The 15,509-nt window shown below is 54.1% G+C and carries 13 protein-coding genes; 4 read left to right on the top strand and 9 right to left on the bottom strand.

Annotated features, from left to right (window positions below):
- Positions 1-22: 22 nt before the first annotated feature.
- Positions 23-997, bottom strand: coding sequence for a Gfo/Idh/MocA family protein (locus ACR0B0_RS03025; RefSeq protein ID WP_480646351.1), 975 nt, complete (start codon positions 995-997; stop codon positions 23-25).
- A 152-nt stretch (positions 998-1,149) separates the two neighbouring features.
- Between ACR0B0_RS03025 and ACR0B0_RS03020 the strand changes: the two genes are divergently transcribed.
- On the top strand, positions 1,150-2,328 hold the full coding sequence (locus tag ACR0B0_RS03020; RefSeq protein WP_480646349.1) for a dipeptidase: 1,179 nt from the start codon (positions 1,150-1,152) through the stop codon (positions 2,326-2,328).
- A 207-nt stretch (positions 2,329-2,535) separates the two neighbouring features.
- A complete protein-coding gene (locus ACR0B0_RS03015; protein WP_170348371.1) occupies positions 2,536-3,615 on the top strand; it encodes a fasciclin domain-containing protein in 1,080 nt (359 codons plus the stop codon).
- 48 nt (positions 3,616-3,663) lie between these two features.
- Here ACR0B0_RS03015 and rpoH read toward each other — a convergent pair whose 3' ends face one another.
- A complete protein-coding gene (gene rpoH, locus ACR0B0_RS03010; protein WP_170348370.1) occupies positions 3,664-4,560 on the bottom strand; it encodes an RNA polymerase sigma factor RpoH in 897 nt (298 codons plus the stop codon).
- Positions 4,561-4,706: 146 nt separating this feature from the next.
- A complete protein-coding gene (locus tag ACR0B0_RS03005; protein WP_170348369.1) occupies positions 4,707-5,741 on the bottom strand; it encodes an RluA family pseudouridine synthase in 1,035 nt (344 codons plus the stop codon).
- Between ACR0B0_RS03005 and ACR0B0_RS03000 the strand changes: the two genes are divergently transcribed.
- A complete protein-coding gene (locus tag ACR0B0_RS03000; RefSeq protein ID WP_170348368.1) occupies positions 5,740-6,045 on the top strand; it encodes a DUF6476 family protein in 306 nt (101 codons plus the stop codon). The two genes, ACR0B0_RS03005 and ACR0B0_RS03000, sit on opposite strands and share 2 nt — an antisense overlap.
- 3 nt (positions 6,046-6,048) lie before the next feature.
- Here the strand turns inward: ACR0B0_RS03000 and ACR0B0_RS02995 are convergent, their stop codons facing one another.
- The 6 genes from ACR0B0_RS02995 to ACR0B0_RS02970 form a co-directional block, all read right to left on the bottom strand.
- Complete coding sequence (locus ACR0B0_RS02995) at positions 6,049-7,032, bottom strand: hypothetical protein (RefSeq protein WP_170504997.1); 984 nt, start codon at positions 7,030-7,032, stop codon at positions 6,049-6,051.
- 31 nt (positions 7,033-7,063) lie between these two features.
- Positions 7,064-8,062, bottom strand: a complete 999-nt coding sequence (locus tag ACR0B0_RS02990) for a glycosyltransferase family 2 protein (protein WP_480646347.1) — start codon at positions 8,060-8,062, stop codon at positions 7,064-7,066.
- A 110-nt stretch (positions 8,063-8,172) separates the two neighbouring features.
- Positions 8,173-10,170, bottom strand: coding sequence for a hypothetical protein (locus tag ACR0B0_RS02985; RefSeq protein ID WP_480646345.1), 1,998 nt, complete (start codon positions 10,168-10,170; stop codon positions 8,173-8,175).
- Positions 10,167-11,108 (bottom strand): hypothetical protein, encoded by a 942-nt coding sequence (locus ACR0B0_RS02980; RefSeq protein WP_170348364.1) that lies wholly within the window; start codon positions 11,106-11,108, stop codon positions 10,167-10,169. Before ACR0B0_RS02980 ends, ACR0B0_RS02985 begins: the two co-directional genes overlap by 4 nt.
- Before the next feature lie 5 nt (positions 11,109-11,113).
- A complete protein-coding gene (locus ACR0B0_RS02975) occupies positions 11,114-12,097 on the bottom strand; it encodes a glycosyltransferase family 2 protein (RefSeq protein WP_170348363.1) in 984 nt (327 codons plus the stop codon).
- An 891-nt stretch (positions 12,098-12,988) separates the two neighbouring features.
- The gene (locus tag ACR0B0_RS02970; RefSeq protein WP_480646343.1) at positions 12,989-13,930 is read right to left on the bottom strand and encodes a response regulator; all 942 of its coding nucleotides are present in this window, start codon (positions 13,928-13,930) and stop codon (positions 12,989-12,991) included.
- Between the two features lie 558 nt (positions 13,931-14,488).
- Between ACR0B0_RS02970 and ACR0B0_RS02965 the strand changes: the two genes are divergently transcribed.
- On the top strand, positions 14,489-15,229 hold the full coding sequence (locus ACR0B0_RS02965) for an acyl-homoserine-lactone synthase (protein ID WP_480646341.1): 741 nt from the start codon (positions 14,489-14,491) through the stop codon (positions 15,227-15,229).
- The last annotated feature ends 280 nt before the right edge of the window (positions 15,230-15,509 follow it).

Raw genomic sequence — 15,509 nt, 5'->3', positions numbered from 1 at the left:
GAGCCGGGCGCGACGTGGCAAGTCAGAGGGAAACCGCCCCTTCCAGCACGCGATCGATCATCTCCTGCGTCCCGCGTGAGAATTCAAGCGGACATGGGTATTTGACACCTTCGCGCACGGATCGGCAAAACGCCTCAACCTGCAACTTGTAATGGTCATCCCCGGGAAAGCGCGTGACCTGAAGTTCCAGCCCGGGACGGTGCAATTCCACGCGCGCCTCACCAAAGACGCGTGCGTTGAACGGAGCAGTCAGGCGAATAACCCCACCTTCGCCGTGAAACACCATCTCTTGATGCGGATGCATGCGGATCGAGACATAGGCGGAATAGGTAAAATCCGGAAATTGTGCGCGAATTTCCGTGAAAGTGTCGATCCCTTCCTGCCATCGGATGGCAGACTCCACCCGCACCGGTTCCTGCCCTGTCGCAAACCGCGCGCCGCCGATCACATAAACACCTATGTCGCGCAGCCCGCCACCGCCGGTCTCGGCACGATTGCGGATGTTTCCGGTATCCGCGCGATTGTCGAAACTGAAGGCACCGGTCACATGCACCAATTTGCCGATGGCCCCATCGGAAATCAACTTTCGCACCAATTGCCACTGCGGATGATGGACGATCATGAAAGCCTCGGCCGCCAGCAGCCCGGTCATATCCCGTTTTTGGATCAGAGTGTCGAACTCGGCCCCGGTCATGGCCATCGGCTTTTCGCACAGGACATGCTTGCCCGCATCCAATGCTTTGAGACTCCATTCCACATGCAGGTGGTTGGGCAAGGGAATATAAACAGCCTCAATCTGAGGGTCCGCAAGCAACGTGTCATAACTGTCATAAACCACCAAGTCAGAACAAAAGGCCCGAAACGGTTCAGCCTTGGCAGCGTCTGACGTAGCCAGCCCGGCCAGACGCGCGCCGTGGGCCGCATGAATCGCCGGTGCCATGAATTGCCGCGCGAACTTGGCAGCACCCAGAACGCCCCATTGAACTGGTATATGCATAATTTCCTCCGACATGCGTAATCAGGGGCGGTCCAATCGTTATCGCTAACAGCCCCATTTCCTGACCTTCTAGCAACCATCCGACGTTAAGTCAGGCTTTTATCTGCATGGAACCTTCGTAGTCTGCCCCCAATGGTTGAAAGGGAGTGAGAATGAAACGGGTCTTCAAGTGGATTGGCGGTCTGCTGTTGCTTGCAGTTGTGGTCGGTGCCGTCGTGTTTTTCGGATTTCTTCCGTCTTACATTGAAGCTGATCGGAACAACGTGATCGCCCATGCCCCCTATGCGGTGTCCGACGATGCCGCCGCATTGCACGAAACCCTGATCGTCGGCGACTTACACGCGGACCCCCTGTTGTGGAGCCGTGATCTGACCGAACGCGGTACACGTGGGCAGGTAGATATCCCACGACTGATCGAGGGGAACGTCGCGCTACAGGTCTTTACTGCCGTCACCAAATCCCCTGCCGGTCAGAACTATGACGCGAACTCGGCTGAGTCTTTTGATAACATTACCCTTTTGGCCATCGGACAGTTGTGGCCATTGCGCACGTGGGACAGCCTGAAGGAACGCGCCGTCTATCAGGCGGAAAAGCTACATCAGTTCGAAGCGGCCTCGGACGGGCAGCTGAAAGTCGTCAAGACAAGGGCTGACCTGGACGCCGTGCTGGCTGCCCGTGCGGCAGGCCAACCCGTTGTCGGAGGCATCCTGGGCATTGAAGGCGCGCATGCGCTAGAGGGCGATCTGAACAATCTGGACGCTCTGTTCGACGCCGGCCACCGAGTGTTTGGACTGCACCACTTTTTTGACAACGAACTGGGCGGATCATTGCATGGGGTGGGCAACGCTGGCCTGACAGAGTTCGGCCGTCAGCTTGTGGCAGACCTGACGCTACGGCCCGTAGTGATCGATTTGGCCCATTCCAGCCCTCAGGTCGCGCGTGACGTGATCGATATGACTGATGTTCCCCTGATCGTCAGCCACAGCGGCTTGCACGGATTCTGCCCGGTCAAACGCAATTATCCCGACGATCTGATGCAACAGATTGCCGCCACCGGCGGTGTAATCGGCATGGGCTATTGGGCGGACGTAACCTGCGAGGACATCACCCCGACCGGCATCGCCAAGATGATAAAGGCAGCCATCCAGACCGTTGGCGAAGACCATGTCTCGTTGGGGTCAGACTATGATGGCTCAGTAGAAACCGCATTTGACACATCGGAATTGGCGGCCCTGACCTCGGCATTGTTGGATCAGGGATTGACCGAAGCTCAGGTTCGGAAAGTGATGGGTGAGAATATGGTGAGAGTTTTCCAGCAACAATTGAACTAGTTGCACCTTGTGATTCAAATTGTTGAAATTTAAATGAGATTCGGCGCCGCCAAACCGGATCTTATCCAGGTTCTCAATTGATAAATCCGAATTTCGTGATCCGTTTTCCAACTCACTCCGTAACAACTTTACCGCCGGGGAGAGATACCTGACCTATCAGTATTACTCCCGACCAAAGGCGCGCAACCGGGTGGGAGATAAACCGATATGCCAGCTAATACAGAACTACCTTCGATTACCGGAAAAGTCCTGGAACTAAGCGGGGACCCGGGAACCTTCGACCATAACGCTCATGATTTCGACATCCTTCGCGAGGCTGTTCTTGCAGCAGGTCTGGACGGAGCGTTGGCCGACCCCAACGCCGATCTGACCGTTTTTGCGCCGAAAGATGCGGCATTCATCGGATTGGCTCAGGCTTTGGGCTTTGAAGGCTCGGACGAAGCCGGAGCGCTGAATTACATCGTGAAAGCCCTGACCCTCTTAGGCGGTGGCGATCCGATACCTCTGCTGACCGAAATCCTAACCTATCACGTCGTCGATGAGTCATTCACGAAACAAGAGGTCGTCAGTTTGGGTGACGGTGCGGCCATCGAAACGCTGCAGGGTGGTGAAGTGGAACTGAACCTTTCCAGCATGCCACCCAGCTTGGGCGATGCGGACCCGGGAATCGACGATCCAGGTCTTGTCGGTTTCGACGTTCCCGCCTCGAACGGGATCATCCACGTTTTGGATGGGGTACTACTGCCAGTTTCCGTGACCGGTATCCTGGGCCAGAAGAATACAGATTTCATTCTGGGAGATGACTCGGACGAATTCCACTTCACCGGTCGTGGCAAGGATTTTGTGCATGGTGGTGGCGGAAATGACGTCATCGGCGCCGGTCGCGGTAAGGATATTGTTCTAGGTGGTGATGGCAATGACACCATTTTCGGCGGTCGTGGCATGGACATTCTGCGCGGCGATGATGGGAACGACAAAATCTTTGGCGGTCGCGGCAAAGACCTGATCGATGGCGGCGCTGACGATGACTTTTTGGTCGGCGGCCGTGGGCGTGACACCTTTTTCTTCGAAGAAGGCGACGGAGAAGATACCATCCTCGACTTCGAGATCGGCAAGGACAAGATCGACCTCAGCGGCTACGACGGTATCGACAGCTTCGAGGATATCGAAGACCACATCGAAAGCGGGTTCTTCCGCACCACAATCGAGTTGGGAGATGGCGACAGCATCGATCTACTTGGTGTTGGAAACGGTCAACTGTCGGAAAGCGATTTTATCTTTGCTTAAACAAAAAAGCCCGCCATCTACGGCGGGCTTTCTTTGCTTGGGTCCGTCTCAGACGTTGCCCAGCATCCCTTTTTCACGCGCCAATTCGCGCATTTTCTTTTGGAGCTTCTCAAACGCACGAACCTCGATCTGACGAATACGCTCGCGGCTGACATTGTACTGCGTACTCAGGTCCTCCAGCGTGACGGGCTGATCCATCAAGCGGCGCTGAGTCAGGATGTCCTTTTCCCGATCATTCAGGACTTCCAGAGCAGCCGCCAGAAGCTCGCGCCGGGCGTCCAGCTCGTCGCGGGCTTCGTAATCGCCAGCCTGATCGGCATCCTCATCCTCAAGCCAATCCTGCCACTGCATGGTGCCTTCGCCTTCGGACCCAACAGTCGCGTTCAACGAAGCGTCACCACCGGACATACGGCGGTTCATGCTGATGACTTCTTCTTCGGTCACGCCCAGATCATTTGCGATCTGCTTGACGTTCTCGGGACGCAGGTCGCCTTCTTCCAGCGCACCAATGCGTGCCTTGGCTTTGCGCAGGTTGAAGAACAGCTTTTTCTGCGCGCTGGTCGTGCCCAGTTTCACCATGGACCACGACCGCAGGACGTACTCTTGGATCGAGGCGCGAATCCACCACATGGCATAAGTCGCCAACCGGAAACCTTTTTCCGGATCGAACTTTTTGACAGCCTGCATCAGGCCCACGTTGGCCTCGGAAATCACCTCGGCCTGCGGCAAACCATAACCGCGATAGCCCATGGCAATCTTGGCCGCCAAGCGCAGATGCGATGTGACCATTTTATGAGCCGCTTCAGTATCTTGCTCTTCGACCCAACGCTTCGCCAGCATGTACTCTTCTTCCGGCTCCAGCAGCGGAAACTTGCGAATTTCCTGCATATAGCGGTTCAGGCCGCCTTCTGGCGTCGGCGCGGGGAGATTTGCGTAATTTGCCATGATTCATGTCCCTCCGACAAATGTTTAATTCGTTAACATGGGATATGGGAGGTCGTCCCAATCCGTTCAAGAGGTACCGTTAACAGTTTGGAATTAACGATAGATAAAGGAAACCAAAGAAAGTCTTAATCACGTAACTTTGCGCATTATGTCAGCGGTGCGCGAAGCTGTTCAATCAGTTTCTGCATATCTTCGGGCAATTCGGCCTCAAACCGCAGGTTTTCACCAGTTACCGGGTGTTCAAAACCCAACACAGCGGCGTGGAGTGCCTGCCGCGGAAAGGCTCTCACGGCCTCGGCTGTGGTCGCGCTGAACGCCTTGGCGGCCAGTTTTCGCTTGCCGCCGTAAACCGGATCGCCCACCAAACCGTGCCCGGCATGGGCCATGTGCACGCGGATCTGGTGCGTGCGCCCGGTCTCCAACCAGCATTCGATCAAAGCCAACCCTGCTGGTGATCCAAAAACCTCAACCAGACGTGCCCGCGTCACCGCATGACGCCCGCCATGAAACAGCACCGCCTGCCTTTGCCGGTCGGTCTTGTGCCGTGCCAGTTGCGTGGTCAGGCGCATGATGTTTCCGGGCTCGAAGCTGACGCCTTTGACACCGCGCAAACGAGGGTCATTCGCATCCGGCACGCCGTAGCAAATCGCGCGATAGTAGCGCTCGACCGTGTGCGCCTCGAACTGTGCAGCCAGACCGTGATGGGCCGCATCGGATTTCGCCACCACCAGCAGGCCGCTGGTTTCCTTGTCGATGCGATGTACGATTCCGGGACGCTTGAACCCGCCTACCCCGGACAGGTCGTCACCGCAGTGATGCAGCAACGCATTGACCAATGTACCGCTCGGAGACCCCGGCGCAGGATGCACAACCATGCCCGCCGGTTTGTTGATAACGATCAGGTCTGCGTCCTCAAAGACAATCTCCAACGGGATATCTTCGGGACCAATATGGCTGTCCTCTGCCTCATTCACGGTAATCGCCACGGATGCGCCCTCGGCCACTTTGGCTTTTGGGTCGCGCGCCTCGATGCCGTCGATCAGAACAGCGCCCTGATCAATCAGCCGGGCCAACCGCGTGCGCGAGAGGTTTTCATCGGCTGGCACATCCCGCGAAAGCGCCTTATCAAGACGAGGCGGCGGATCGGCCGCAATCTGAAATTCAATCTGGCGGGTGCCCATGACTGTCCCTTCCGAACCCCAAGAACCGCAGGAAACACCGCAGCTTCGCCTGCTGCGGAGAATGGTCATGTTGTTGACCGCGGTGATGATTGGCGGGGTTCTAGTGACATTCGCGCTGATTGTCATCCGACTATCGGACAGAACCCCCACCCTGCCCGATCAGATCGAGCTTCCAGACGGCGCCAAAGCACAGGCAGTGACAATCGGCAGCAACTGGTATGCGGTGGTGACCGATGACAACCGTATTTTGATCTTTGACAAAACAACCGGTCGCCAGCGTCAGGAAATCACCATCGAACGGTAGGGTTCAATCCTCTAGCGCCATGCGAAAGACGATCTCGGACGCGCGGCGCAGGGCGTCATATTCCTCGGGCGTGTCGCGTCGGAATTTCTGGTCTTCTTCGTTTAGTTCAACCGGCTCAAACAGCCTTGGCCGGTCGGGAAAGAACTCTTGCTGGAATGTGACGTCTTGCTTGGTCAAATACTCATCCAGCCAGGCCCGCTCGTCCGGCTCCAGCACATCATAGCGCCGGATCATGACCGGATCACTGACCACGCGCCGACGCAGCTGGCGACTTTCCTTGCGCCCCATGGAACGTGAGACAATGCCAAAAGCTTCGCTGGCCACACGCGACTGAGATTGGTTAGCGGGCCGTTTAGCCGCCGTACCGTCCGGCAAAGGCACGCCTATGCGCGACATGAAATCATCCACGATATGGCCTTGGACCATCTGCGCGCGATCATACATCATCGGGACAATCGTAACGCCCGGAAAAGCCTGCCGGATTTGGTCCAGTTTCGCTGAAAAGGTGAAGGTCCCAGGGTCATTCTTGATTTTCGCCAGCCTGTCCCGGACATATTCCGACGCGCTGGTGCCCATACGGCCATTCTTAGCGCGCTGCTTGTAGTCGGCTTCAAAGAAATCCGAGTAGCGGCGGCAATAGTAAGTGATCCTTAAGTCGCGAGAGGGGATTTCCGCGAAAACCTGTGCCAACTTGTTCAAGTCACAGGAATAGAACATCTCTGAAGACACTAGGCAGGTCTGATCGCTGTGCGCCTCATACTCGGTTGCCATCAACGCGCGGAACGGGTCCATCGACTCATTGGTCTGATTGATGCGAAAGGCGATGATGTTGTGGCTGATCGCCAGACGTCCGCTCCCTTCCAACCGACGACGGCCCGCCTCAAGATAATGCAAGCCGACATCAGCCAGTGGGGCCTTGTTCTGACGCACATATGCCTGCAACGCAGTCGTGCCGGTCTTGGGCATACCTATATGCAGCCAAAGCATCACAGGCCTCCTGTTTCAAAGAGAATTCCGCTCATTCCCCGTGACTGGCGGCAAAGTCGGCCGTCATCTGCTGCATAAGGTCCTGCATCTCGGGCAGTGCGCGGAGGTCGGAAATCTTCTGCCTGTGCAGATCGCAGGACAAATGATGCAGCCGGGCCGTTTCAGGATCTGACAGCAACTCGTAATAATGTTCGCGCTTGCGATCCAGGATGACATCGATCGAGCCATCTTCCTCGGCGTTTTGGTTCATCATGTTCCAATAGTCCATGCCAAGGCTTTCCCCCAGATGGTGGGCCCGCCCGCGCATTTTCTTGACCAGGTAGCTTTCACAGGACTTCAGCGCATAGTGATTTATCTGAACCAGATCATACCCAATGGAATCCCGTGCCGAGCGCCAACTGGCACTAAAATACCGGTCCGGCATCAATTGCCCCGATCCGTTGTACCAGTGACAATCTTCCATTGTCTCAACTGTCGGGCGTTTGGGTCGATGAACCCCCAGCGCACTCCAAAGTTCGCGCTGAAACATCGTTTTGAAACCCCAGGCTTGCGGTGGACGGTATTTCTGCTCTTGCGCCGCTCGTCGAAACTGGTCCGACAGGAATCGATCCTCATATCGAACGACACCAGCATTTCCGAACAGGCGCCATGTCATCGAAATCATCTTGGCGTCCGGGATGGCATCGGTCAGAGCGCGCAACGTGTTGTCACCGGTTTTGACGTTGATGTGTTCATCAGCGTCAATCACAACCACCCAGTCTTGCGGCCGCGCCACCTCCATCGCCAAGAATTTTTTGTAGGCGCGCTTTTGGGGGCTGGTCTGACGGCGCGAGTTGTTGTCGACATGAGTGAGGATGCCCCTTTCATCCAACCGGTTCAGCAAAGCATCCGTACCATCCGTGCAGTCGTTGGTCATCACCACTATTTGGTCGACGCCAATTGCCCGGTTATGGGCCACCCATTCCAGCACAAAGGGGCCTTCGTTTTTCATTGGGGTTACGCTGATAAATCGGGGGTCCTGATCGGTCATGACTGACTGCCTGTTCATTTATTGTTGCCCCGACACTCTCGGAGGTAGCATTTGGAAATTTTGGGTAAATTACGTTCTATTGCGCTCGCAACCAAGTGAAATCCAGCCATCTACCCGCCTGCCCGTTTCAATTGATTGGTAAAGCGTTTGTAGGTCGGGCACAGATCTCTGGCTTTTTGCAGATACGCCCGGGCTCTTTCCTTTTCACCGCGTTGCAACAGAATTCGGCCGGCCTCACCCTGAACGGAAGCGGTGTCGTGATCAATTTCAGCCGCCTGAATAATCTGGTTCCGCCCCTGCTCTTCCGCGCCGTTTCGCTCTAGAAACCGGCCCATCGCAAAAATCAGAAACGGGTTTCCTGGATCACAGGCCAAAGCCTCTGCCATCGTCAAACGAGCTGAGGCGCGATCACCTTCGGCTTCGTAAAGTTCAGCCAAACGCTTGTGGTAGAGAGGATTATCAGGAACGTTCGCGGTAATATTTCGCATTATATCAACCGCCTGCGCCGCATGGAGTTCTCCCAAATGCATATTCAACACCGTTGCGAAACTCTGCACTCGGGGATCACAGTCCGGGATATCAGTCATACGCACCAGCCCGTCATGCAACTGCTTTAAGCGGTGCTGGCTGTCAAACAACCTGCGCGCTTTTTGATCCAGCGCCAAATCCGACCAGTCCAATAGAAGGAAATCGAAATTGCACGGCAAACGCACCAGTACGTTGCGTTGCGCGACGTGGGAATTGAAGTTGAACCAGGGTCTGCGGATCACCTTTTGCAAAGACCAGTCCGTCGGTGGAAACAGCCGAAGGGCAATCTGATCCCGGTACACAACCCGCGACCCGAAAACCAGAACGTCCGGCCTAATCGGTTTGGCCCAAAAGGCTTGGCTGAAGGCCTGACCGGCCTGCCAGCGCTTTCGCATTTCTCCCAGTGCAGCGGACTTTAGCGCGCTTAGTACGGCGTAGTCTTCGGGCCAGACATTTTGATTCTCCAAAGCAAAATCGGCCATTTCCTTGGCCTCTGCCCATCTGCCCAGATAAAACAGGTTGAGCGCCTGCAGCAGTGGCAGAAATGCATTGTCCGCACCTGCATCCAATATCTTCGCGGCAAGCTCGAGGGACTCTTGCGTTCGGTCTTCTGCATTCAGTCGGTTCAAGTGGAAGAGAGCTTTGGCATAGATATGCGCAGCCTCGGATGCGCTCAGAAACTCATCAGACTGCTGATGGAGCCTGATCAATGCTGCTTCGTTGGCAGCCTCGATCTCAGCCTCGCTAAGCACATCGCGAAACACCACGCGTTGTTGCCCAGAGATTCTTGCAGCGGCCATCGAAAAGGCCGAAATAACAGGCGCAATCACCTGATCGGCCCGCGACATCGCATAAAGCTCGAGAAAGTCGCGCTGCGCGCGGGTCATGCCCGAGACATCCGCGATGTCCGACATTTGCAGCAGTTGCGGAAACCGCTTTTGAAACCGGGTGATCAATTCAGCCTGATCCGAAAACATGATGGCCGTTTGCCCGTCGGCTTTCTCCAGATGTGCCTCGTAAAGCTCTTCGAGTTCGATCTTGGCGGGCCAGGTTGTGTGTTTCCACGGCGAACCGTTCAGAATGTCGCCCCGCCGGATGTGATAAGCCGTCACCCCCTGTCCCGACAGCTTTTCATCCGCCCGGTCCATGATGGCGCGGATTTCGTCCTTAAAGCCGATCTGATGGATGAAATCCCGATACCGAGGGCGGATCGCTTCGATATCCTCCCAGGGAAAGGCCAGCACTTCGAACCCTTCCTCAACCACAACCGACCGGCCCGAATTGAGATGCGCGATCAGGCGGTCAGGGGTTTTGTCCCCCTGAAAGGTCCAGATTGGCAAAGCCTTGTCGCTGAGTTTTTCAAACGCCTTTGCACTGAGGAATTGTGCATCCATCCAATCCTGAGCAAACAGTTCCTGCGGATGATCCAGCTCGGGTGCATCCGATCCTTTCGGAAACCAATTGACCTTGTAAGTGGTGTCAAAATCCTCGGCCAGACGAATGCAGGTCAGCATCATCAGCAGGCGCGCGCCCATGCGGTCTTTGCGCTGGCCGATGAACACTCCTTTCGCAGGCGTCATTGGGACTTCTCTGCCTCAACCAATGCGGCGCGACGCAGTATGCGGAATTTATGGCGCGCCTGACCCACCAACTTTGGATGACGTTCGCCTGCCTGCGCCTCAATCGCGCGCATCACCATCGGCAACCGGCGCCGTGCGCGCATCATCTGATAGAAATCACCTGCCTCAAGCGATCCGTCCATAGCCTTCTGCATGACGGGCTTGAGGATACCCAGCTTGCGCAACATAGGGGCTGCAAAATGGTTCGAAAACCATGTCTTAAGCAGCATGACATTTTCACCCTTCAGCCGAGTGACCTGCTGCCGGTCAAGGTCGAAAAACGGGTCATAGAAGACATAGGCCTTACCCGCCTGCTTCACCGTCTGCGCGGCGTCACCATATGGCAGATCCCAATCCTGCACCCGCCCGAAACGATACCGCGTTTCCCACGGGACCAATCGTTCATCCAGTGACGTCTGAGGGTTAAATGCGATCACATTTGCGCCCGGGACCAATTCAGAAAAGGTCAGCGCCCCGAAGCCGCCCATCGAGGCCCCGGCAAAGACGACCTGGTCGAACTGATCGAAAAACCCTTCGGCTGCGCGGTTCTGGAAATACGTGATGATCTCTGGATCTCGATACCAGGCCTTGGTGCGCGCGAATATCCCCATATGCGACCAGCCCTCATCACGAAAGAACTTCCAACCCCAGGGTTCACGCGCAAAGGACAGGTCGTTCGCATTGGCGATATTGTCAAAACTGACAACCAGTTGCGAGGCAGAGCGTTGATGAAACAGCACCGAATGGCGTTCCAGCTTTTGCAGGAAACCGGCCCCATCTCCACCAGGATAGAGTTCGACAAACCACGGCGGTGCAGGGTCGGTCAGAATACGTTCATACCCCGTCTTGCGGTCGGGGTGATCGGGTTTCAACTGCTCTTTCGAAAGGTCGTCTGCCATGATCTTCAGATAAGATTATCCGCCAGCCAAACCCGAAAATCCACCCAGTCAGGCCGCATTTTTATCTCGGCGACCTTGGCACGGTGCCAGTCACAGGCATTTGCGTGCAGCGCGTCCAACGTTTCGTCCGCCTTCAGTTCTGCCAACAATGGCGCCGCGCGTCGTGCGATGGGCTGAATGGATTGGTCAGCTTCTTTGTTGGCATTCATGTCCTGCCAGTAGGATTGCCCCTGATCCACTTTGATATGGTTAGTCCTCCCCCGGTCTCGCTTGATCAGAAATCCGTCCAGCGATCGAACCGAGTAATGGTGCAGGCGCCCAAGTGAATGATCGAACCCACGCCAAGCGCGCCAGCCCACCTTTTCGGCCGGAAACAGCTTGCCCCCGGCGTCAGACCAGGCAATCTCACTTTCCTTGCCTTCTTCCATGCCCTTTGGGCGATGCGGGCCAAACCGGGTGAATTTGCCATTGTTGCGAAACAGGGTTTTAAGTCCAAACGCCCGGCCCGAATGGTATGGATACTCCTGATCTCCCATCGCGAAGGTTTCGGTTACGGGCCTGTCTTCAAAACTGATATTGCCGGAACTGCCAAACAGTTTCCAAGCGAATGAAATCGCATCCACCTGCTGCCCTGCACGGTTTTCGACCTCGGTGATCAACGCGTCAAAGCTGTTGTCGCCGTGGCGGATGTTCCAGAACTCATCCACATCCAGACATAACAGCCAATCCGCTTCCTTGACCTTGGGCTGACGCCGCGCCCGACGCAGCATCTGATGCTGTGGATTGCCCCCCTCTTTCACCTCGTTCGAGACATGGGTGGCCAACCCCAACTCCTGCAGTCGGCGGGCAATATCGTCGGTGCCATCGTCGCAATCGTTGGTGAAGATCACAAAGTGATCGACCCCCAATGTTTTATGAAACGCGACCCATTCCAGCATATAGGGGCCTTCGTTCTTCATAGTGGTGAATACGGTAATGGCCTGAGACATTAATACTTCCCGACTTGCGTTGACCTTCGTCATACACAACCCAGAAGGCGCGGGCGAGACAGGAATTGGAGTAATCAGCAATCCGGCACAAACTGGTGCAACTCTACCCCGATCCAAAGGGCTGATCGCCATGAATTAAGAAGAGAATGGTGCGGTCGAGATGCATTGAAGACTTGAACACGCATACTTCTGACCGTTTCTGTTTGCTTCAAAAAGTCGTCTAGATTACTGAAAAATATAAAAATGTGGCTTCATTTCGCTTCAGAGTGGTTCACTGTGTCTCACACTAAAAGGTGGACCATAGGGTGGACCAAATTCCAGCACTCAACAAGCTGTCATCATTGCAAGTGAAGAACACTCAAACCGGCTAGTGCTTGGATCGCGAGAACCTCTGGCTGCCAAAAACGACGGTGATGCTGGCAAGTAGTGCTTCGGGTTCATGTCCACAGGTTTCGCAGAGGGATGGGGTTGGGTGCTCTGTCAGCCATAGCTCTAAAGATTTACGCCAAGAAGTAGAGAAATGGCGACCCTTAGCCCGTAAAGGCAAAGACCCCATCAAAGAACAAGAACGGATACGCCGGGAAGCTGCTTAGACCGATCACGCTTTGACCGTGGTCGCGAAAGAAACCTTCAGGAAATTAGAGAGAGGCGAATACGCCAGATCTCGCATCAGATCAAATTTCGAGAAGAAGCTTACGGGTTCTTTCTCCGAGTTGTTGCCGCCGGGTAGGCACTGAGAACGGACAAAGTAGGCCAAAAGCACAAAGGTTGAACGTCTGATGAATGAGCGCGCGGATCGATTTAAACCAGCAAAATGAAAAACTCAGGGCGTTCTAATGTATTTTTTACACCAACAGCCTAGTCTCAATCACCATCCATATATGCAGTTTTTCAACCGATATTCGCCGCTCGACCTTCCGACATTTCAGCCATTTCGACGGCCTTGTCTATCAAGAACAACGCCTCCATCTTGGTTTTGGCTTTAAGCATAACTTCTTCGCTAACTTGGAAGCCAATTGGCCGACCTGAAGTGTTGTCACCGGAAATTTCTTTCAATGCCTCCGGAAGCGGAGCTCCCAACTGGTCCACGCTCAAATTAACTTGATTGTCGTAGATCACCAAGAACACGCCATTTCCCCAATAGGTCGCCACTTTACGCCCTTCCTGACTAGCTGACAGAACCGCTGTACCAGCTAAAGTCATGGCACTACGGAATTCACTGACCGTGCTCGTCTCATAGATTTGTTCGGCGCCTATACATTTCACCGCCACAAGCTTTGCAGCCATGGAGTGCATCGTTGAAAGCTGATTTACGTAGTTCTCAAATTCAGCTAACCCAATGAAACCGGGCAAATCTCCGAAACATTGCGGATCACTTAAGCGAACGTCCGGACTATTGCCAAAACACAACTCAAAATCCGCTTCAGCTTCCAGCACTTCGATTGCGGCTCTGCGTTCCGCTGCCATTCTATAGGCGTCAGACAACCTCTGCTTCAGATCAGAGAACTCAAAAGGCTTTGTAACGTAGTCCGTCGCCCCAACTCCGAATGCTTCGTCGATGTACTCTTTTTGCACCATGGCGGTCACCATGATAATAGGCGTGTAAGTGTAATCTGGTAATTTTCGCACTTCTTCGCAAAGAGTTATGCCGTTCATTTGCGGCATCTGCACATCCAGTAGCAAGCAGTCGAACGCTTCGTTAGGTCGTGACAGTATTTCAATGGCCTCTCGCCCACTTCTGGCGGTGACGACGTCTTTATAACCGAACGCGTCTAGAACTCTATCTAGCAACTCCAGGATGCTAGGATCGTCGTCTACAGCAAGAATACGCATAACTTTTCACCAACCTTTTACACCTCACCAAACGTTGGGCATTGCAGACTTCAGGCAACGGTTGGCTCGCGCATTATACACTCAGGGTTTTCTCATCCTCTCTTACGAAGACGGCAAAACGGTGACACAAGGTGGGCTTCCTTATGTCTGTGCATTTTTTTTAACTTGCGCAATTCTTCCCGTGCGAGAGCGCATACTGAAAAGCAAATCCCTCCAATTCTTGATGCCATTTTAACTTTGCTCCTATCAGCCGTCACGACTGCCTCGAAATACTATCGGATAGCGAAACCGCGCCTGATCCGGGCGAGAATTTGAAAGGAATACATAAGAGAAGCTGTATTTTTTCAAAATGTTGCCAGACATGGGGAAAAAAGTGGAACCTGCGGGAGAAAATAGAAGCCAAGAACTTTCTAAAGTTTTGGGTCAATTAGCGAAGGTAGCCAAAGGAAGGGAGGAGATTTAGACACACCTATCCATCTATTCGGGCAACTACCGCATAGGGTTGTGGACTTGCTGAGTTGAATCTTGCCATAAGTGTGTCAGAAATATGAGTAAAATATGGACCGACCACTCAGGTATAAGCAGACATACCCGGTCCCGGAGGAGCTTCCGGAACTGACACCTGCTAACGGCACTTCAGGCGCACCAAATACTTTGGCGCGACTAGAAATATTTGCTGCCAATAGCAGTCCGCCAATGCCACGTGGCAACATTGGCCATATTCGCGCGACTACACTTAATTTTCGCAATATTTCCGAGCATGGCACCCTTCTGACAAAATACCTTGAAACCAGAAAATCAATTTTCATTGACCAGTTAAAGTGGCAAGTTGGCGAAGCTGACGGGATGGAATTTGACCAATACGACACGCCAGCCTGTCGATGGGTTGTGTTGCATGAATTCGGTGAGGTCTTAGGAGGTGTGCGACTTCTGCCCACGACTGCAGAGTGCGGGGTATACAGTTATATGCTGCGCGACGCGCAAAGAGGTATCCTTAAAGGAATACCAACTGACGTTCTATTTATTGACGCCCCGGTAAAGCGCTCTGTTTGGGAAGCATCCCGTTTCTTCGTGGCAAAGGATGTTGCATCGTCGCGCAGGCTTTCGGTTCAACAGGAGTTGTTTCACCAGATGACTACTGTCGCGATGGAAGGTGGTGCGACCAGCATCCTGGGCATCGTCCCTTCAGTCTGGGCACGGTGGTCACGGCGACTGGGCATCAATGCCTCGCCTGTCGGCGCAAAGTTTTCCATCGATGGCACCATCAGTCAGTCGGTTTTATTCAACATCCACAAGTAAATGGAACACCTCATCCACTAGATTGTCTTATTTACTCTTGGACGCCCGACGCATATTTCATTGCAACTAAGGTTGATTTTAAGACTATTGGGAGAACTCGGCTGTATTGCATTTTCGTGGGGTTTCCAGAGACGATGCTTAGACTTCCAACCGTTGTTCAATTCCGTAGTTTTGCGATCGTAGACTGCCCTTTAGCGCCAACAGATTGCCGAAAAAATAACGTTAAGAGAAAGCGACGCTAGTTCACAACAATGACTGGCAATTCGTTATTGAGGCCGTT

Source organism: Ruegeria sp. BA12 (assembly GCF_056539625.1).
This window is presented reverse-complemented; position numbering and strand designations above follow the sequence as displayed.

What these genes read in the sequence shown, in the direction of transcription:
- ACR0B0_RS02990 (WP_480646347.1), bottom strand. Translation starts at nt 8,062, where the DNA reads ATGACCGATCAGGACCCCCGATTTATCAGCGTAACCCCAATGAAAAAC.
- ACR0B0_RS03020 (WP_480646349.1), top strand. Translation starts at nt 1,150, where the DNA reads ATGAAACGGGTCTTCAAGTGGATTGGCGGTCTGCTGTTGCTTGCAGTT.
- ACR0B0_RS02995 (WP_170504997.1), bottom strand. Translation starts at nt 7,032, where the DNA reads ATGCTTTGGCTGCATATAGGTATGCCCAAGACCGGCACGACTGCGTTG.
- ACR0B0_RS03005 (WP_170348369.1), bottom strand. Translation starts at nt 5,741, where the DNA reads ATGGGCACCCGCCAGATTGAATTTCAGATTGCGGCCGATCCGCCGCCT.
- ACR0B0_RS03000 (WP_170348368.1), top strand. Translation starts at nt 5,740, where the DNA reads ATGACTGTCCCTTCCGAACCCCAAGAACCGCAGGAAACACCGCAGCTT.
- ACR0B0_RS02965 (WP_480646341.1), top strand. Translation starts at nt 14,489, where the DNA reads ATGGACCGACCACTCAGGTATAAGCAGACATACCCGGTCCCGGAGGAG.
- ACR0B0_RS03025 (WP_480646351.1), bottom strand. Translation starts at nt 997, where the DNA reads ATGCATATACCAGTTCAATGGGGCGTTCTGGGTGCTGCCAAGTTCGCG.
- ACR0B0_RS02970 (WP_480646343.1), bottom strand. Translation starts at nt 13,930, where the DNA reads ATGCGTATTCTTGCTGTAGACGACGATCCTAGCATCCTGGAGTTGCTA.
- ACR0B0_RS02980 (WP_170348364.1), bottom strand. Translation starts at nt 11,108, where the DNA reads ATGGCAGACGACCTTTCGAAAGAGCAGTTGAAACCCGATCACCCCGAC.
- ACR0B0_RS02985 (WP_480646345.1), bottom strand. Translation starts at nt 10,170, where the DNA reads ATGACGCCTGCGAAAGGAGTGTTCATCGGCCAGCGCAAAGACCGCATG.
- ACR0B0_RS02975 (WP_170348363.1), bottom strand. Translation starts at nt 12,097, where the DNA reads ATGTCTCAGGCCATTACCGTATTCACCACTATGAAGAACGAAGGCCCC.
- rpoH (WP_170348370.1), bottom strand. Translation starts at nt 4,560, where the DNA reads ATGGCAAATTACGCAAATCTCCCCGCGCCGACGCCAGAAGGCGGCCTG.
- ACR0B0_RS03015 (WP_170348371.1), top strand. Translation starts at nt 2,536, where the DNA reads ATGCCAGCTAATACAGAACTACCTTCGATTACCGGAAAAGTCCTGGAA.